10 protein-coding genes are annotated in these 19,864 nt (G+C 46.1%); 3 read left to right on the top strand and 7 right to left on the bottom strand.

Annotated elements, in window-relative coordinates; translation table 11 throughout:
- Positions 1-137: 137 nt before the first annotated feature.
- The 3 genes from rppB to rppA form a co-directional block, all read right to left on the bottom strand.
- Complete coding sequence (gene rppB / locus QUA83_RS27235) at positions 138-1,469, bottom strand: two-component system sensor histidine kinase RppB (protein ID WP_333297075.1); 1,332 nt, start codon at positions 1,467-1,469, stop codon at positions 138-140.
- A gap of 192 nt (positions 1,470-1,661) precedes the next feature.
- On the bottom strand, positions 1,662-1,886 hold the full coding sequence (locus tag QUA83_RS27230; protein WP_333297073.1) for a hypothetical protein: 225 nt from the start codon (positions 1,884-1,886) through the stop codon (positions 1,662-1,664).
- Positions 1,887-2,047: 161 nt separating this feature from the next.
- Entirely contained in the window at positions 2,048-2,737 is a 690-nt protein-coding gene (gene rppA, locus QUA83_RS27225) for a two-component system response regulator RppA (RefSeq protein WP_333297071.1), read from the bottom strand.
- Positions 2,738-3,052: 315 nt separating this feature from the next.
- Between rppA and QUA83_RS27220 the strand changes: the two genes are divergently transcribed.
- The 3 genes from QUA83_RS27220 to QUA83_RS27210 all read left to right on the top strand — a co-directional run bounded on the left by QUA83_RS27220 (position 3,053) and on the right by QUA83_RS27210 (position 6,479).
- Complete coding sequence (locus tag QUA83_RS27220) at positions 3,053-4,057, top strand: multicopper oxidase domain-containing protein (RefSeq protein ID WP_333297068.1); 1,005 nt, start codon at positions 3,053-3,055, stop codon at positions 4,055-4,057.
- Between the two features lie 160 nt (positions 4,058-4,217).
- A complete protein-coding gene (locus QUA83_RS27215) occupies positions 4,218-5,438 on the top strand; it encodes a helix-hairpin-helix domain-containing protein (protein ID WP_333297066.1) in 1,221 nt (406 codons plus the stop codon).
- An 87-nt stretch (positions 5,439-5,525) separates the two neighbouring features.
- Entirely contained in the window at positions 5,526-6,479 is a 954-nt protein-coding gene (locus QUA83_RS27210) for an FTR1 family protein (RefSeq protein WP_333297064.1), read from the top strand.
- A gap of 285 nt (positions 6,480-6,764) precedes the next feature.
- Here the strand turns inward: QUA83_RS27210 and QUA83_RS27205 are convergent, their stop codons facing one another.
- The 4 genes from QUA83_RS27205 to QUA83_RS27190 all read right to left on the bottom strand — a co-directional run bounded on the left by QUA83_RS27205 (position 6,765) and on the right by QUA83_RS27190 (position 19,503).
- Entirely contained in the window at positions 6,765-14,297 is a 7,533-nt protein-coding gene (locus QUA83_RS27205; RefSeq protein WP_333297062.1) for an amino acid adenylation domain-containing protein, read from the bottom strand.
- Positions 14,298-15,197: 900 nt separating this feature from the next.
- A complete protein-coding gene (locus QUA83_RS27200; RefSeq protein ID WP_333297061.1) occupies positions 15,198-15,677 on the bottom strand; it encodes a hypothetical protein in 480 nt (159 codons plus the stop codon).
- 239 nt (positions 15,678-15,916) lie between these two features.
- Positions 15,917-16,078: a hypothetical protein gene (locus tag QUA83_RS27195; protein WP_333297060.1), complete on the bottom strand. Its 162-nt coding sequence runs from the start codon at positions 16,076-16,078 to the stop codon at positions 15,917-15,919.
- A gap of 299 nt (positions 16,079-16,377) precedes the next feature.
- On the bottom strand, positions 16,378-19,503 hold the full coding sequence (locus QUA83_RS27190) for an efflux RND transporter permease subunit (protein ID WP_333297059.1): 3,126 nt from the start codon (positions 19,501-19,503) through the stop codon (positions 16,378-16,380).
- Between the last annotated feature and the right edge of the window lie 361 nt (positions 19,504-19,864).

Here is a 19,864-nt window from a genome sequence, read left to right as displayed (position 1 = left end):
TATGCCATTGGCTCATTTTACGGCATTTGTGGTTAAATGTTAGCGTTTGTTAGAAAACTATACACTGTTAGTTAACCTCCATTATAGTCTTATGAATCCCCGTCTATGAAAGGGCTGGGGAGATGTCAAATAGTAGCTCACAAAGGCAACTGCAGGAGAAAGGTGCTGCCGGAACCCAATTCGCTGCGGGCGCTGAGGCTGCCGCAGTGTGCGCGGGCGATGGTTTGGGCGATCGCCAATCCCAGTCCCGAACCGCCGGTATGGCGCGATCGATCGCTGTTGACTCGGTAGAATCGATCGAATATTCGCTCTAAATCTGCCGCCGCGATCCCAATACCGGTATCTTGAACCTGAACGATCGCCTCCTGGTGGCTGCAATCTAAAATAACTGTTACTTTCCCGCCCGCCGGAGTGTATTGAATGGCATTAACAATTAAATTAGCAACTAAGCGATAAAGTTGGTCGGAATTGCCGACAACATTTAATTGCTGTTGCACCCGCACGGACGAGGTTAGAGCTACCTTAGAAGCGATCGCCAAAGCTGCCAATTCCTCTACTAAATCGCTAACAAGGTCATTCAAACAACATAATTGAGGGCGATCGCGTATCACTTGATTATCCATGCGAGCCAGCAGCAGCAAATCAGCCACTAACTGAGTCAGTCGTCGGTTTTGGCGATCGATCGTCCGCAAAATTTCCTGCGCCTCTTTTTCATCCAATTGAGGCGTCAACAGCGCTGATTCTACTGTCGCCTGCGAAGCCGCTAAAGGCGTCCGCAATTCGTGGGCGGCATCCGCTGTAAACTGTTGGATTTGTCGGTAGGAAGAATAAATTGGTTTCATGGCCAATCCTGCCAACAACCAACTAGAAAAGCCTATCAAAATCAATGCTGTAGGCAATCCTAATTTCAAACTCCATTTCACTGTACTGAGATAATCATTGAAGTCTTGCAGGCTCCGACCAACTTGAAAATATCCCCAATCTTGCTGTGTTTGGGTGTGGAGCGCTACCGAAATTTGGTGATAAACATTACCTTTGGTGTCAGTTATTGTTTGCCAATATTGGGAGTTAAATTCTGCTGGTAATCCTTCTGGATAAGCGCCGGCAGTAGCAATTAATTTACCGGAATAATCAAATAAACGAATATAGTAATAGCCTTGGTTGATAGCGCTTAAAATATGGCGGCTTGGCAACTCTTCTTTAATGCCTTGAACTCCAATGAGGCGGAGGTTGGGCAAAAGTTCGTTGACTATAGGCTCCAAGCGTCCGGGCTGCTGCAATTTGAGTTCTAGGCTGTCGTGTAGCGTCCCCGCTACCGATTCTAATTCCCGGTCTATGGCTACCCAGTGAGCGTGGGCGATCGCCTTATATACGCCAAATCCCAGCAAGCTTAAAATCAAACCCATTACTGCTGCATAGGAAATGGCTAATTGCCAGCGAGTTCGGTTAAATAGTTTATTTTGATTCATTTTAAATCAGATTTTATATAATTGTTAAGAACAGGCAAGATGCCTGTTCCACAAAATTTAATTTTACTGGTTTTACTCGTTCCCAGGCTCTGCCTGGTAACGCAGATCCGGAGGCTCTGCCTCCAATTTTCATGGAGTCTATTCGAGGCAGAGCCTCGGTAAATGGATTTCCAGGCAGAGCCTGGAAACCAGTTAATTTTCATGTTTTAGGAGTTCTGCATATTCGCTCATTCCGAGTTCTGCAAGTTGTCGGTCTTCTTCGGCAAATTCGCTGTAGAGTGCAGCTAAGTTACTTTCATCTATTTCTGGAATAGTAGCTAATCTGGCACGGAATTTCAGAAATGCAATAAATTCAAATACTTGTTTGAGTTGTTCGATATCCAGCTTTTCTAACTCTTGTTGGATTAAATCTTTCATGGCAATTATTTTTCCTATTGACTTTTCTATATTCTACGGGTTCCCAGATTCTGGCTGGGAACCCGTAGAATTCTTAAGAACAGGCAAGATGCCTGTTCCACAAAAAAAATTATTTAATTTTTTTTTTTGAGTAGGGGTAGGGCCGGAGCTCCCGCCCTACTTTAATTTCTCATGCGGTATCCGACGCCGTGAACGGTTTCAATTAAATTCGCGCCGCCCACCGACTCAAGTTTGCGCCGCAGCAAACGCACTTGAGCTGCTACCACATTGCTAAAAGTATCTGCACTCGCTTCCCATAGCTGATTCCGAATTTGGTCAGTGGTGATAATTTGGTTGGGATGTTTCATAAAGTATTCTAGCAGTTGAAATTCTTTGTTGGTCAGCGAAATTATCTGGTTTTTGCCCTGGGTATCCAGATGACAAGCAGTGCGATTTCCGCAGTCGAGAACGAGATTTCCTACCTGTAGCTGTTGGGGTTGAATTTGGGGCGATCGCCTCTGCAATGCCCGCAACCTTGCTAACAGTTCCGCCATCCCAAACGGCTTGACTAAATAATCGTCAGCCCCGGCATCTAGTCCCGCAACTTTATCTTCCATTCTGTCTTTTGCGGTCAGCATCAATACGGGCAGTGCGCTATGTTTAGCACGCAATCTCCGCAGCAGTTCTAATCCTGACAATCCTGGTAGCAACCAGTCAAAAATAGCGAGGGTGTATTGCGTCCACTGGCTGTCTAAATATTCCCAAGCTTCACTGCCATCTAGGGCCCAATCAACTATATATTTTTCCTGCTTTAAGGTTCGCTCGATCGCTTTCCCTAAATCGGGCTCATCTTCAACTAGCAAAACTCTCATAACTCTAATTTATAGCGGTAAATCTTTATACATTGTTAGCGATCGGCAGCATCTACCCCAACATCTAACATCACATACTGAGATGAAATCAGCATGAAATTTTATGACCGAAACTAATTGCATCGCAAGCCCCCGGATTCATTCCAACGCGCAGGCTGAGTGACGGGAATAAATCTAAAATCTAAAATCTAAAATCTAAAATCTAAAATCGATTGACTTCCCAGAAAAAGATGACTGTTGACAATAATTGACAACAAGCTAGTAATGTCTTATAATCAACCACGAGTAAATTTTTGATAAAAATTTTCAATAAGTATGACAGATTTATCCGATCGTCCCGCCATAAAAAAGCCGGGGCGCTGGAGTCGCCGCCAACTGCTACAGCTAGGAATAGCTGGTGCTGGGGTAGCGGGCAGCGCGATCGCATTGCAAAATTTGGCACAAAAACGATCGGCTGTGGCGAGAGTACCGCCCATGCCCGCAGATGCACTCACCGTCAGCAATATCAACCCGATGCAAATTGCGCGGGATTTTGATTACGGCACCGTGACGCGCGAAAACGGGCGCACGGTTCGGGAATTTCGCCTGGAAGCTAATACTTCGATCGTCCAACTTAATAGCGCCGTCACCTTCAACACTTGGAACGTGAACAATCGCGTGCCGGGGCCGACATTAAGGGCAACAGAGGGCGATCGTATCCGCGTCATTTTTTATAACAAAGCTGGAGATTCTCATTCGCTGCACTTTCACGGTGTTCATACCAGCGAAATGGATGGCGTTAAACCAGTGAAACACGGTTCGGTATTTATTTATGAATTCGATGCCAATCCCTACGGAGTGCATCTTTATCACTGCCATATTGAGCCCGTAACGCGCCACATAGGTAAAGGACTATATGGAATGTTCATCATCGATCCGCCAAAACCCCGCCCTCCCGCAGATGAAATCTTGTTAATCATGGGAGGATACGATGTAAACGACGACAAAAAAAACGAACTATACGCTTTTAACGGGTTGCCCAATTATTATATGAACAACCCGATTCCTATTTACCAAAATCAGCTAATCCGGCTGTACGTTCTCAACCTGATTGAGTACGAAGCGGCAGTGACTTTTCACCTGCACGCCAATTTTTTTGACGTATATCGCACGGGAATGACTTTGACTCCCAGTGAAAGAACCGATGTAATCACAATGGGAGTAGCGGAACGGCATATTTTAGAATTTACCTACGGTTACGCTGGAAAATTTATGTTTCATCCCCATCAAGATGCGATCGCCGAAGCTGGCTGCATGGGTGTATTTGAAGTCATCACTTAAACCCAATCCTGCTACCAGGGTGCGCCGATTCAAATAAAGTATGAAATTATTTGACAAGCTCGATCGCAAATAGGTAGAATAAATAGCTCGCAAATAATTGAGAATATTTCTTAATAACTTGTGAGTCCAAATGCACATAACGTAAAAACTAGCAACAGCCATGTTATCAACATTTCGTTTATTACTCACATCTTGCACCCTTCTTAAGAACAGGCAAGATGCCTGTTCCACAAACAATGACTTTTCTTGTGGGGTGGGCGTCCCCAAGAACAGGCAAGATGCCTGTTCCACAAACAATGACTTTTCTTGTGGGGTGGGCGTCTCGCCCGCCCGTAGCAGGGTTGTTGCCAATGTTCCAAGATATCGTTTATTACCGACAGCCACGGCTACAGCCATCCTCGTTGCTCTGGCCGGTTGCGTTTCCTCCCCCACAGCCAGCAACACCGACAGCACACCCTCACCCTCTGCCACAGCCAGTCCCGCATCCACAAGCGGTCACAGCGGGAATCACGGCGGCAAAGGCGGCATCAACATCAATACTGCCATTCTTTCAGAGTTAGATAAACTCGAAGCCAAGTTAGGAGTACCGGCACTTTCTAACAAGATTCAAGCCAGCCGTCCTTACGGCAAAGTCGAAGAATTAGTCTCAAAAAATGTCATTACTCAAGCCCAATTTGACCAAATCAAAGACTTGGTAACTATTGAAAATGTGGTACTGACAGGCGAACCCAAAGATGTAGACTACATGACTAAACTCGGCTTGATGAAAGGGCATCTTATAGTAGCAAAAGAACTCTTGGATCAAGGCAAACCAGACCAAGCCGAACCGCACATCGGGCATCCAGTCGAAGAAATTTATGCCGATGTGGAAGATCAGCTAAACGAGCGTAAAATTCCTGAATTTAAGGCTACTTTAATTAAATTGCAGGATTTAGTTAAAGCGGGTGCAAAAGATCCGGCTCAAGTGAATGCAGAATTTGACACATCAATGCAAGCAGTTGACGGAGCAATTGCCGATCTTCCAGAAGCCCAGCGCAAAGATCCGAAATTCGTGCTGCAAGTGATTAACGGCTTGCTAGATACAGCTAATTCCGAATACGGAGCCGCAGTTGCTAACGGCAAAATTTCCGCAATTATTGAATACCAAGATTCGCGGGGTTTTGTCATGTACGCCGAAAGCCTGTACAAAGATATTGCCGATCAAGTGGCTAAAACCAGCCCGGAAATTGACAAAGCAATTGTTGCCAACATGAATGAACTGAAGACAAATTGGCCAACTGCGATCGCACCCGCTGCCCCCGTAAAAACCACCGAACAAGTCAACCAGCTAGTTAAAACGATCGAAAGCGACAGCCAAAAAGTTCTCAAACCCGCCTCTTAAAAACATTACTCTCATCAAGAGCGGTAATTGGTAAATAATCTGCCAATTACCTCGCTCCTTAACCAGTCCCATTCCCACCATAAAAAAATGAATTTTGGCGAAGCATTACCCACCTTTGTAATTACCCTCCGCGAAGGAGTCGAAGCCGCTTTAGTTGTCGGAATCGTTCTCGCTTGCCTCAAAAAATCAGGACAAAGTTATTTAAGTCCTTGGGTTTTCGGGGGTGTGGGCGTTGGACTTATCGCCAGCGCTTTGATAGGTGTACTGTTCGGCTGGACTATTCAAATTTTGTCCGCATCCAATCAGCCTTTTGCACCGATTATGGAATCGCTGCTAGAGGCAACCTTTGGGGTTATAGCGATCGCAATGCTGAGCTGGATGCTGATTTGGATGACCAAGCAAGCGCGATTTATGAAAGCCGAAGTCGAAGGCGCTGTAAGTGCTGCCTTAACACAAAACTCTCATGCCGGTTGGGGCGTATTTAGTTTAGTTTTTATTGCCGTTTTGCGCGAAGGGTTTGAAACTGTTTTGTTTGTCGTCGCCAAGTTTCAACAAGGGATTATTCCAGCCCTCGGCGCTTTGGCGGGCATTCTCTCAGCCACCGGACTTGGCGTCCTGCTGTTTAAATGGGGAGTCCAAATTAATATCCGCCTGTTTTTCAAATATATGGGCATTTTATTGCTCTTTATTGTAGCGGGTTTAGTGGTATCTACTTTGGGAATTTTTGACAGCGCGATGAATATTTTATCGCAAACAAATCGCGAATCAGCAGCACTGTGTTTCTATTACGAAAGATTTACTAAAATCCACTCTTGCATTCTCGGGCCAATGGTCTGGAATACCTCACAACTGCTTCCCGAAGAAAAGTTCCCCGGTTTATTGTTGAGTGCGCTGTTTGGATACACGGATAAGCTCTATGTCGTGCCTGCGATCGCCTATTTGATGTTTTTAGGTACTGTCGGTGGCATCTACTTCCAAAGTTTGGCAGGTCGAGTGTTTTTCCCATTCAAAAAAAGCTCAGGTAAGGAAATAAGAAATTAAGTGCGATCGAAACGCGATCGGCTTTTTAGTCTGAACTTTCCTACAAATAAGGTTTCAATTGTTGATCAATAAAATATGTACCCATGTAGATGATTGATATCTGTTGGCGATCGGCAATTATATTGAATATACAACAATGAGCGCGATCGCCTGCATCAGCTATTGCTGATAAATGGGTACATATTTTCAGATCAAAAGTTGCATCCTTTGTTGAGTTAGAGTTTTAGGACTGTTACTACATTTGTATGGCAGAAGTCCAATCTCTTGGTGACCGGAGGCAAAAGTTTAATCATCGTTAATCGGCCCGACATGATATAAATCATCCGCCTGCACACGATCTATGCAATCCCTCAAATTTTCAGCCAGCACCTGTACGTGGGGTTCTTGTAACATACTAAAAGTATTGCCAGGAACATCATGGATCTCCAATCCTCCAGGAGCCAGTTCGCTCCATCCCAAATCAGGGTCTAAGAAGCTAATGTTCTCGATCGGCCGGAAGAGGGTCACTCGCTCCGGGTAAACCTGTTTTGGTGCGAACTCCCACTCCATATTTCCCTCCTCTTTTTTCTTTCGATAAGTGAAGCTTTGGAAAGCTGGAGGCAAAGGACGCCCCATACGCTCGTAAAACTCGCAGTAAATACTCATTAGCCGATTCTTTGCTTCCTCTAGCCTCCTCTGGCTTAACAAGTAGGCGGGGCCAAATCGTAAAAAGTTATTCCAGTGCGCCAATACCCGCTCTTGGACTGGCATTATTTTGATGGCTTTATCATCTTTTAAAGTATCTAACAAGGCTAGCAGAGCTACCTTTTGACCTTGCGCGTGGAGCTGCTGGGCCACCTCATAGGCTATTCGGCCCCCGCAATATATACCTGCTAAAAGATAAGGACCTTCAGGTTGGATGATTCGCATTTCTTTGAGGTAGTGAGCCACCAGATTCTCAATCTTATTCAAAGAAACTTCATCCATAATCCCTACTGCTAGCCCATAAATGGGTTGTTCAGGATCTAGATGACTGGCCAAAGGGCGACAAAACTTTAGACCCTCGCCAAGTACATGGAAAAAGAACAAAGGCGGTTTAGAGCCTCCGGGTTGAATTGTCACCACCGTTTGCGAAGGTGCTGACCATCCTTTCTGGCGGAGAATGTTGGCCAGTTGCTCAATAGTTGGTGATTGGAAGAGGGTAGCCAGGGGGAGATTTTTCCCGAAGGCTTTCTCGATTTGTGCCAATAGGCGCACGGCTAGTAGAGAGTGTCCTCCCACGTCAAAGAAATTGTCCTTCACACTGATGGACTTTTTGCCTAAAACGTTTTCCCAAATTTTTGTTAGTTGGATTTCAAAATCATCGCTGGGAGGCACAAAGGTACTTGCTGGCTCTTGCCTGAGCCCGTCGGGTGCGGGCAGGGCGCGCTGGTCTATTTTCCCGTTGGGTGTTAGGGGTAGGGTGTCTAGAAAAACGAAGGCTGATGGCACCATATAGTCAGGCAGCTTTTGCTTGAGGAAGCATCGTAGTTCGTCGGTAGTGGGTTTCTGCTGTTGGTTGGAAACAATGTAGGCAACTAAACGTTTGTCGCTTTCTATGTCAACCCTTGCTGTTACTACACACTGCTGCACAGTAGGATATTGGGATAGAGTTGACTCAACCTCCCCCAGTTCGATGCGGAAACCACGGATTTTGACTTGATTATCGATGCGACCGAGAAACTCAATGTTGCCGTCGGGTAGATAACGAGCTAGATCCCCAGTTTTATAAAGGCGTGTCCCTGGTTCATTGCTAAAGGGGTTGGGGATAAATTTATCTTTGGTCAACTCGGGGCGGTTGAGGTAGCCTCGGGCGATGCCTTCACCACCAATGTGGAGTTCGCCCTGTACACCAATGGGAACAGGATTCAAATATTTATCCAGCAGATATATCTGCATATTGGCAATAGGGCGACCAATCGGAACCTGTGTTCTGAGTGCCGAAGACTGACAATGATATACACTGCTCCAGACCGTTCCTTCTGTTGGCCCGTATTCGTTGAACAAAGATGTCTTAGCCAGCAGCTTAGTATGGCGTTCAACCAACTCTCTGGAACACGGTTCGCCTGCCACAATAACACTACGAAGACAAGTGAGCTGTTGTGGTTCCGCTTGCTCCAAAATCAGGTTATAGAGAGATGGAAGACTCAATAAATGCGATACATGATGTTGAGCAATTAACTTTGTAAGCTGTAACAGCTCTTGTTGGAAATTTGCTGGTGGTATTACAAGTATGCCTCCCTGGCACAATGTCCAAAAGATGCCTGCGATCGAACTGTCAAAGCCAAACGACGAAAGTAAGAAGAAACTGGTGACGGGTTCGCTGTAATAAGAAATACGAGCACTGGTGGAGTGGACTAGGTTTTGATGGGTTACCAGCACTCCTTTGGGTTTCCCTGTAGAACCCGATGTGTAGATTGTGTAAGCCAGGTTATCGGCCGTCACGCTGCTGACGGGTTTTTCCTCGCTCTCTTGGGCGATTACTTCCCTCTCAATGTCCAAGCAGAAACACTGTGCTTTGTACTCGGAAAAACCTGCGACTAGCTTCTGTTGGGTTAATAGCACCGACACCTGGGCATCCTCCAGCATGAAGGCTAGACGATCGTGGGGATACGATGGGTCTAACGGCAAATAAGCCCCACCAGCCTTGAGAATGCCTAGGAGTCCTACGATCATCTCTAGCGATCGATCTACACAAATTCCGACCAGCATTTCTGGCTCGACACCCATTTTTTGCAGGTGGTGTGCTAGTTGATTGGCACGATAATTGAGCTGCTGGTAGGTTAATTGCTCGTTTTCAAAGACTACTGCAACGGCGTTGGGAGTTCGCTCTACTTGGGCTTCAAATAACTGATGGATACAGGTTTGATTGGGGTAATCTGTCTGGGTATTATTCCACTCCACTAGCAGTTGATGCTGTTGGGCTGCACTCAACAGGGGTAAATCGCAGAGGCGCTGTTCTGGATTGGCGACGATGCCTTCCACCAAGGTCTGAAAATGGTTCGTCATCCGCGTGATAGTGAGGGTGTCGAACAAGTCTGTGTTGTATTCAAACCAGCCCCTGATACCCTCTGCACTCTCTTCTAGTTCGAGGGTTAAATCAAACTTTGCTGTGCCGTTATAGACTTCCAGAGGGGTTAGACTTAGACCCCGAAACTCCAAAGCCGATATCGGGGCATTTTGGAGAACAAACATCACCTGAAACAGGGGGTTACGGCTCAAATCCCGTTCTAGTTGCAATTCCTCTACCAACTTCTCGAAAGGCAAATCCTGGTGAGCATAGGCTCCCAAAGCCACTTCACGCACCCTACCTAGTAATTCCCGGAAACTGGGCTCGCCTGAAAGCTCAGTTCGTAGCACCAAAGTATTGACAAAAAATCCAATCAACCCTTCGACTTCAACGCGGTTGCGATTAGCAATGGGAGAACCAACAATAACGTCTTCCTGACCTGTATATCGGTAGAGTAGTATCTGGAAGACCGCCAGTAAGGTCATAAACAAAGTAACGCCTTCCTGCTGCGAGAGCGCTTTGAGGGCATCGGAACTTTTCTTAGGCAGTTCCAGAGATTGCCTTGCACCTCGATAAGTTTGAACAGGAGGTCGAGGGCGATCGGTGGGCAAGTCCAGCACGGGCAACTGACCACCTAGATGCCGCTTCCAGTAGTTAAGTTGAACCTCCAACACCTCACCGACGAGCCACTCGTTCTGCCAGGCCGCAAAGTCAGCATATTGGATAGGTAGTTCAGGCAATGGCGAGGACTTCTCAGTGCAAAAAGCTTCATAAAGCGCCGTCAATTCCTGCATAAACACACCAAGAGACCAGCCGTCGGAGACGATGTGGTGCATGGTCAAGAGGAGCAAATGTTCCTCTTCTCCCAGGTGCAAGAGTTGGACGCGAAACAATTGTTCATTAACCAAGTCAAAGGGGCGCTGAGCTTCCTCAGTAGCTAACCGTAGAGCTTCCACCTCCCGTTCAGTCTCAGGAAGTTCCCGGAGGTCTACGATCGGCAACAGCAAGGTAACAGCCGGATGAATGACCTGAATTGGCTGCCCATTCACAGCACTAAAGGTAGTCCGTAGAGCTTCGTGACGCCTCACAATTTCACTTAAGCTCTGCTCTAGTGCCGTCACGTTGAGCGAACCTTTCAAGCGAAGAGCGTTAGGGAGGTTATATAGGGGTGTCCCAGACATCAATTGGTCGAGGAACCACAGCCGCTGCTGAGCAAACGACAAAGGCAGGTCTCCCTCCCGTGAGATGAGACTAATGGGCAGAGCCTGTAGACTGCCTTTTTCTTCTGCTCGGCTGGCTGTCTCGACGCTCTTCGCCAAGCCAGCTAGGGTAGGCTCCTCAAAGAGAGTATGCAGGGGGAGTTCTACTCCGAAAGCTTCGCGCACGCGAGAAATGACTTGGGTAGCGAGTAAGGAATGTCCCCCCAACTCAAAGAAGTTTTCGTGAATGCCCACCCGATCGAGCCTGAGAACTTCGCTCCAGATGCCCGCGAGCACTTCCTCAAAAGGCGTAAGATGCGGCACAAAAGTTTCTTCTAGATTCGATCTTGTCCCGTCGGGCACTGGCAGAGCGCGGCGATCGACCTTACCGTTGGGCGTCAGCGGCACCGCTTCGAGCTGCACAAATGCAGAAGGTATCATGTGATCGGGCAGTTTCTGCTTTAGGTCGCGACGCAGTTCACTGATGGAGAGGACTTGCTCCTGGCTGGGAACCACATAGGCCACGAGGCGTTTGTCATTAAGGTCGTACTCCTGGTCTATAACTACGGCATCCTGGACAGCCCGGTTTTGCATCAGCACTGCCTCAATCTCGCCCAGCTCGATGCGGAAGCCACGAATTTTCACCTGAGTATCGATACGACCGAGAAACTCGATGTTGCCGTCCGGTAGATAGCGAGCTAAGTCCCCAGTTTTGTACAGACGTGATCCGGGTTGATTACTAAAGGGGTTGGGAATAAACTTCTGGGCCGTCAACTCTGTCCGGTTGAGATAGCCCCGCGCTAAACCGTCGCCACCGATGTGCAGTTCACCCGTGACTCCGATCGGGACGGGTTGGAGAGACCGATCCAAGATATAAAGCTGAGTATTGGCAATAGGACGACCAATTGGAACCGAACCCGATCGGGTGGTCTGAGCCGGAACCTCATAGATACAGCATCCAACAACCGTTTCTGTTGGGCCGTATTCGTTGATTAGTCTAGTTTCAGGTGCGTGAGTCTGCCAGAATGAAATGCTCTTTTTCGAGAGAGCCTCGCCACCGATAATTAAGGCTCTTGTCTGACCGGCCGCCTGCTTACTGGGTAATAACTCACTGAGTAGTACCAGATGGGCCGGGGTGATTTTGACGAGGCTAAAATTACTTTGAGAACACAAGACGGCACTAAGAGCCTCTATCTCCTGCTTCTCTGGGAGGAAGACTACCCTCTGTCCTACTAATAGGGGAGAGAATAAGCTGGTAATGGTGGCGTCGAAGCCGATCGAAGAATGAACCGGAGAACCAACCCCATCGGCTACTGCATACGCTTTTATGCACCAGCTAAGATAATTGACCAATCCTTGGTGGACAATCATCGTTCCCTTTGGTTTCCCGGTTGACCCAGAGGTGTAAATGATATAAGCCAAGTTGGCGGCATTAACCCCGCTGTTGAGATTCTCCTCACTATCCTGAGAAATTAACCCCCAGCCTGTATCCAAGCAGATCGCTAACGCATCTTGCTCAGGCAATCCAGTTAGCAACTTCTCTTGGGTCAATAGCACCGACACCTGTGAGTCTGACAGCATGAACGCTAGACGTTCTTTCGGATACGCAGGATCTAGAGGCACGTAGGCTCCACCCGCTTTGAGAATACCGAGAAGTCCTACCATCATCTCCAGCGATCGCTCTACGAAAATCCCCACTACAACCTCTGGTCCTACCCCCAGTTTTTGCAGGTAGTGCGCTAGCTGATTCGCTCTGCCATTCAGTTCCCGATAGGTCAACTGTTTGTCTTCATAAACTACCGCCACCGCATCAGGTGTCTGCTCCACCTGAGCCTCAAATAACTGATGGATACACTTATCCTTGGGGTAATCTACCTGAGTATCATTCCACTCCACCAGAATTTTGTGACACTCTGGCTCAGATAACAGAGGCAGAGCGGCAACGCGCCTTTCGGGGTCAGTTACAATACCTTGCAAAAAAGTAGCAAACTGGTCCAACATCCTGGCTATGCTGTCACCATCTAATGCTTCGGTGTTATAGAGCCAACCGCATTCTTTCCCCTGTGATGGAATCACCAGGGTCAACTCATTACCAAACCCGGTTTGGTGCTCGTCTAGTTTTTCTACCCGATCTACGACCACCGGAAACATCGGCTCATGACTCCGATCGGGCAATGAACGAAGAGCTGGATACCTAGCTACGACATCACGCGCATAAGTTTTGTGAAGTTTGGTCAACTCCACCTGCTCCTCAATGGCTTTAAAAACTTCCTCAAAACTTTGCTCGTAGTCTATATCTACGCGACAAGGAACAATTGAGGCAAAACCGCCTTCGATCCCTACTAACTCCCGTTGCAGCTCGACATCTCTAAATCCGATATCGAAACATCCAGTTCCTCCAATACGGCCCAGATAAATGGCAAAAGCAGCAAACAGGAAGTCGCCTTTATTCCTTTCGGGCTGGCGCTCCTCCAGAAATGTTGTTACCTCATGCGGTATGGACATCTTGACACTTGTGTACTGCTTCTGTTCCAAGTGTGATGCCATCGGATCTGCATAGGGAACCGTAATTGGCTGTAACGTCGCTAATTTCTTTACCCAAAAATCCTCGTGCTGACCAATTAATCCATCAAACATTTCAATACGCCTCGCGCTATCTGGCTCCATGTCCTTAAACTGATCCTCAACTTGAAGTCGAAATTTCTGGACAAAATCAGGAATCGATACCGCTTGACCATCGATGGTCAGCACCTGGCGCAGCGCTACCTCGTAACTTGCTGTAGAAACCGTCAAGAAGTTGGGTTCAATCGCCGTGATTGTTCCTGGAGAAGACTTAGACAGGTCATCCTTAACTTCGAGTTTGGATATAATGATCAAGTCGTTCCCTATAGCCAACTTCGCCACACCAAGGGTATTGGGGTATGAACCAAAGTCCAATGCCCTAATGTCGGCATCCATATCATAGGCACAACGATTGAACGAGAGTACACCTCCAGCAAAAAGTCTTTTTGAGTGTCCCAAATAGGAAAGCTCATCTAGGTTCTGCTTGTTCGCTAATGCTTGGCCACTTGAGATATCATCAACTAACTCTTCAAACGAACGAATCGCCGCTTCATCACATTTCTCATTGAGAGAAAAAGCCGTATCGTCATCAGCGATATCGATAGCAACCTGCTTCAGGATATCGCCGCCCTCAACCAAATTACTTATCACATACCACGTCACCCCATGAGTCTTCTCCCGGTGCATCAAAGCCCAAGAGGTAGCATTGAGTCCCGCATACTTCGGCAGTGGGGCATCATGGTAGTTGATCGCTAAGTGGCGCGGCAACTCCAAAATTTCTTTGGGTAATAGCGAGCTGTTTACAATATTGAATAGGTAATCAAAAGGCTGTTGTCTTAAAAATGCTATGAGATTATCTGTTGGCTGGATGTGAGGTATGTCTTTTGCCTTCGCCCAGCTACTTATCGATGTATCAAAGGAGATGACACCGAAAATATGATGACCCCGCTCTAAAAGAAGTTCAGCACATTGAATAAGTAAACTTCCTTCTCCAATAAGAAAGCAACTAAATTGATTCTGAATAGACATAGTTGTATTGCTTATAGTTTGAGCCACTCAATTCACCAGTGTTTACTACGGAGTCTTTCCACGGCATAGCAAATCCACGGCTGTTTCATTCTTAGGAAAACCAGCCTTTTGTAGGGGTCGTGCCCAGAATGCCGACCCGACCCATCCACGATTTTTTAGTCATTTGGTGGGATTAGGGCAGCCACGGGGGGCAGCCCCTACAAGATAATGAAACAGCCCTGATAGCAAATCACTTCATTCCCTTGATACTTATTCACTTATTCACTTATTCACTTATTCTCTGTTTCAGGAATGAAATAGTTCGGCACACCCTCTAGAAGCTTTGTTAGCTAATTTGAGATTTTTTTAAGTAGCTAGGTTGACATCATCACTCATAATTCGCGATCTAACCCCAGTCCGTCAGCTTTGCCATTGCAAAAGGCTAGCCTAGCGATGCTTGCGATCCCCGTGATCCCCATCATAAACGATCACTGCCTAGTCCTGTCAAGGTGCGATCGAACTCCAGCCCAGTCCGCAATGGTTCCTGACGAGCAATTGTCAGCGGAGTTTTAACTTGGACTTGCCCCATACAAATGTACTAATAGTCCTAAAACTCTAACTCAACAAAGGATGCAAATGTTGAGCTGAAAATTTGTACCCATTTATCAGCAATAGCTGACGCAGGATCTCGCCCTCAATTGTTGTATATTAAATATAATTGCCGCTCACAAACAGATATCAATCATCTACATGGGCAAACAATTTTTTCCTCAACACTTGAAACCTTTGTGATGAGATGTTTTTGAGCTTGTGTAAGTATATTTGCAGGGAAAAATTCAATTTAATGGAAATGCCGGAGGCAGTTGTTTGTAGCTAATAACTAATGCGCCCCTAACTTAGAGCGCATTAGTTATTAGCTATCTATTGATTGAAGGTAAAACGACCGTCAACTTTTTCTCCGTTAATATCCGCAGTCACTTTCACAGGATAACTTCCTGCATCATTGCCGGGAAACAACACAGCGTAATGTTTGCCCTCAACATCATACTTGAGAGCTAGGGTTTGCTGCTTTCCATTCGGCAACTGCACTTGAGCCGTCACTTTCGCGTTAGGAACTGGTTCCTTTTTCTCCCCTTTTTGCAAAAAAACATCTAAATGAGTTCCGGTAGCTTCTTTTTCAGGTACAAACTCTAAATAGTAAGCTCCAGACTTTACGACTTGCCCCCCTTTAGTTGCTGTTGCAGGAGCAGTGGCGGGATTCGAAGACGCAGGTTGAGAGGCGACAGGAGGGGATGCTGGAGTGGTATTTTGATCGCTTGCTTGGTCGCCTTTATTGCAAGCTCCCAAAAACAGCAATCCGACACTACCTAGAACAATTAAATTTGACTTGAGCGATTTCATTGGTTTGAGTCTTTGCGTACAATGATTAAAAAGTATGACACACAAACCTGAAATCAGGATAAAATTTTCAGACTTTCATACAGGTATTCGGATCGCGACTTCGGCAATTAAATATTTTTATAAATCTTAATGTTTACCCCCTGGACTCTATAGTGACTTGAGAGTTTATACTATTTATAGTTTGCCCAAGAAACTTTTCTATCCTAAATGCCCAGGTAAAAATTAATGATTAAAGCAACTCAGACTAAACGATTCACTCTCGCAGCTTTGACGGCAGTTCTCCTGACAACCAGTACAGCCGCTGTTGTCTTTGCCGCCGGCGCCTGCAATACTCCTGAGTGTCCGCCAGCTAATTGCGATAAATAATCCTTATTTCCCCCGATGTGTGTAGATTCTATCATGGATTTTTCGCAGGGGAGAAGCAAGAGAATATCCGACAGCAGCAGTAACTCACTTTTGAGTTACTGCTGCTTTTTTATCCTCTACAAATGTTAAAAAGAGAAAATATTTAATCTTGAAAAATCGGGTTACTATAGCCACCACAAAAAAGTGAAACTGGCTACCGCTATGAGGAAATTCAGCGCATGAGTGCATTCCAAGCTGAGTGGAAGCTTATAAAAAACTTGGGACAAATCGAGCTTCTGATAATCCCGATAGCGAGCCACTTTGCAGTTTGATTGAGGGAGTTCAGTAAAATTTATCAGTTCGCTATTTCAGCTTTAACTACCTTCCCGTCTTCAATAACGGGCTGAGGTTGTTGAGGTCGCAAAAAATGCCCGAATTGAGCGTACAAAGCTGGCAAAACTAACAGAGTTAGTGCTGTAGAAGTAAATAACCCTCCTAAAACTACTACTGACAGCGGTTGCAAAATTTCCTTGCCCGCCCCGCCTTCAAAGACTAAAGGTGCTAAACCCAAAGCTGAAGTTAAAGCGGTCATCAAGATGGCGTTGAGCCGTTCCATCGAGCCTTTAATAATTGCTTCCTTAAAAGGCAGTCCTTCAGCAAATTTAGTGTTGTAGTTGTCTACTAAAAGCAAGCCGTTGCGGGTAGCAACGCCGAATAATGTAACAAAGCCAACAAGGGAAGCTACAGAGATGATGCTGCCAGTCAAAGCTACCGCAATTACTCCTCCCACTAATCCGATCGGCAAATTAATCATAATCATAGCAGTTGAAGGAATTGACTTGACGGACAAGTACATCAATACTGTAATTACCAAAAAGGCGATCGCGCTAAATATCATAATATTTTGCGAAGCTCTTTGTTCTGCTTCAAATTGACCGCCGTACTGGATAAAATAGCCAAAAGGCAACTCTACCTCTCGTTTTACTTTAGCTTGAATTTCATTCACAACCGATCGCAAATCCCTATTTTTAGCATTAGCCGCCGCCACAATCAAGCGAGAAACATTCTCGCGGTTAATCGTATTTGGCCCCGTACCGTATTTAACAGTCGCAACTTGGGCAAGGGGAATCTTGTTGCCGCTTGGAGTATCAACCAGCAAATTTTGAATAGTTTCTAAGTTATTTCGGGCTTCAGGCTGCAACCAAACAACTAAATCAAAAGTTTGCTGCACTTCCAAAACTTGAGAAACAACTTTGCCGTTTAAAGCTGTCTCAATTATTTCAGAAAGCTCTCCGATTTTCAAACCGTATCTACCCGCAGCTTGACGGTTAAACTTAATTTGAATTTGTGGCACTGGCACCTGGGGTTCGAGTTGCAAATCCACAATGCCTTCAACTGTTTTCATTTGCTCTTCAACTTTGGCACCTATGCTGCGAAGTTGATCTAAATCCGGGCCAAAGATTTTGACAGCAATCTGACTTCTGACACCAGATAAAACCTCATCCATCCGGTGAGAAATAAAACCGCCGATATTTGGTGCAACTCCCGGCAATTTACCAAACTCCTGCCGCAGCGACTCCAAAGTTTGCGGCCTGTTTTTCATGCCCTCCTCGCTTAAACCAATATCAATGTGAGCCAAATTAACTCCCGCAGCATCCGCATCTCCCGGAGCTCTGCCCGATCGCACTTGCACGTATTGAAACCTGCTATCATCCTTAAGAGCATCTTCAATAGCAAAAGCCGCGCTATCTGTTGTCTCCAAAGACACCCCCGGATAAAGCATAATAGTATTCACCAAAGTTTGCTCCTGAAACTCCGGCAAAAACACCCGTCCAAAGGAAGGCAAGATAATTAATGTAGCCACCATGCTAGCAGCAGCTAAAGCTAAAATAATCCCCGAATAGCGCATTGACAAATTTATCGAAAAATGATATATGCGCTTGCAAAATCTCGGCAGCCAAGGTTCCGCAGCACTCATGCGTTTGGTAGGCAACAAGATAGCACAAAGGGCCGGAGATATTAACAGCGATTCCAGACTAGAAATCACAACAACTACCAAATAAGTAATCCCCATCGGCGTAAAAATTCGACCTTCTACACCGGGCAAAGTAAAAATTGGAGAAAAAACAACAATCCCAATAACAGTCGCTCCAATTAACGAATCGCGCACCTCCTGACTGCCATCAAAAATCACATCCATCACCGGGCGAGGATGAAGAGAAGACGTATTTTCTCTCAAATTGCGGTAGGTATTTTCGGCATAGACGATCGCATCGTCGATCGCAGTGCCGATCGCCACCGACAAACCCCCCAAAGTCATCGTATTTAATCCCAGCCCCAGCCAATACATCGCCAGCAGCGCCAACAGCCAAGTCAGAAAGAAATCTAGCAAAACAACCGCGAGAGTGCGCCAATTCATCAAAAACGGAATGAGAATAAGGGTGACGATAATACTGCCTTCAATTAAAGCCGATCGCACATTCTCCACCGAGGAATTAATATATTCTTCCTGTCGAAAAGTCACAGTAACTTTAATATCTTTTGGCAGAGCTTCCTGCACCTCAGCCATTGCTGCCTCAACCGCTTTCGTTACCGTCGGAGTATCAGCAACTGGCTGTCTGTTTACCATCACAATCACAGCTTTTTTGCCGTTAAAACTGCCATCGCCCCGCTTGATTGCAGCACCAATCTTGACATCAGCCACATCACTAATTCTGACGGGTGTTCCGTGGCGAGAGTCGATCGCCGATTGCTGCAAATCTTCCACAGACTCAATCCGCCCCACCCCCCGGATTAAAGTTTCTCGATCCGGCGTAATTAAATACCCCCCCGGCGCGTTAACATTCGCAGCCGCAGCCGCTTCAGCTACTTGCTGCAACGACACATTAAAAGCTTTCAACTTGGCAGGTTCTACTAATACTTGATACTGCCTTTCTTCGCCGCCGTAAGCCACCACTTGAGCAACGCCTGTCACTGCCAAAAGGCGATTTGTGACTTGCCAATCAACTAGACGGCGCACTTCCATCAAAGGAGTAGTTTCCGAGGTAAAAGCATAGGTAATAACAGTGCCGACAGGAGAAGTTGTCGGAGAAATTTGCGGTGTTTCTACCCCAGCCGGGAGTTTGCTTTGAGCTTGCTGCAACCGTTCTGTTATCAACTGGCGCGCTTGATAAATTTCAGTTCCCCAATCAAAGATTACCTTAACCGAAGAAAGGCCCACAGCGGAAGACGATCGCACTGCTGTCACCCCAGGAGTTCCGTTAATCGCACTTTCGATCGGCAGTGTTACTAAAGACTCGATTTCTTCCGGCGCGAGACCCGGTGCTTCCGTCTGAATTTCGACTTGCGGGGGTGCAAAAGGAGGGAAGACATCAAGGGACATTTGGGGGATGATATACAATGTCCACAGACTAACAATAATGGTAGCGATAACAACTAGCCAGCGGCGGTTAATTACCCATCTAAGAATTGTGCTGAACATTTTATGATTTTATAGAGGTGATGACTATTAGCCACCGTTAGGCGATCGACTATTTAACAATAAAATTTAGCAGATATTAAAGGCTCCGTCTGCCGTAGCTTTTCCCGCGATTCCTTGGCTGAACAGTGTTAAATAGCCATTCTATTTACCTTGACACCCAAAAATGAAATTAGGATGAAATTTTTTAACTTTCAACCCGGATTCATAAGTCATGTAAAATCTCAAATCTCAAATCTCAAATGATATAACCTGTCTTGCTATTTTTGACAATGCAGCTTATAACAATAAGTAGGTCGGCGCAAAAAAACCGAACTATGTTAAGATAAGTAAACAAAAAGAATATATCTACTGAGGTAACTCA

The sequence above is a fragment of the Microcoleus sp. K1-B1 genome, from assembly GCF_036704705.1.
GTDB lineage: Bacteria > Cyanobacteriota > Cyanobacteriia > Cyanobacteriales > Microcoleaceae > Microcoleus.
Note: the sequence above shows the minus strand (reverse complement) of the source record. Positions and strands in the feature narration are given on the sequence as shown.

Excerpts from the sequence above, each read along its gene's own strand:
- rppB (WP_333297075.1), bottom strand. The coding sequence starts at position 1,469 with ATGAATCAAAATAAACTATTTAACCGAACTCGCTGGCAATTAGCCATT.
- QUA83_RS27230 (WP_333297073.1), bottom strand. The coding sequence starts at position 1,886 with ATGAAAGATTTAATCCAACAAGAGTTAGAAAAGCTGGATATCGAACAA.
- rppA (WP_333297071.1), bottom strand. The coding sequence starts at position 2,737 with ATGAGAGTTTTGCTAGTTGAAGATGAGCCCGATTTAGGGAAAGCGATC.
- QUA83_RS27220 (WP_333297068.1), top strand. The coding sequence starts at position 3,053 with ATGACAGATTTATCCGATCGTCCCGCCATAAAAAAGCCGGGGCGCTGG.
- QUA83_RS27215 (WP_333297066.1), top strand. The coding sequence starts at position 4,218 with ATGTTATCAACATTTCGTTTATTACTCACATCTTGCACCCTTCTTAAG.
- QUA83_RS27210 (WP_333297064.1), top strand. The coding sequence starts at position 5,526 with ATGAATTTTGGCGAAGCATTACCCACCTTTGTAATTACCCTCCGCGAA.
- QUA83_RS27205 (WP_333297062.1), bottom strand. The coding sequence starts at position 14,297 with ATGTCTATTCAGAATCAATTTAGTTGCTTTCTTATTGGAGAAGGAAGT.
- QUA83_RS27200 (WP_333297061.1), bottom strand. The coding sequence starts at position 15,677 with ATGAAATCGCTCAAGTCAAATTTAATTGTTCTAGGTAGTGTCGGATTG.
- QUA83_RS27195 (WP_333297060.1), bottom strand. The coding sequence starts at position 16,078 with ATGATAGAATCTACACACATCGGGGGAAATAAGGATTATTTATCGCAA.
- QUA83_RS27190 (WP_333297059.1), bottom strand. The coding sequence starts at position 19,503 with ATGTTCAGCACAATTCTTAGATGGGTAATTAACCGCCGCTGGCTAGTT.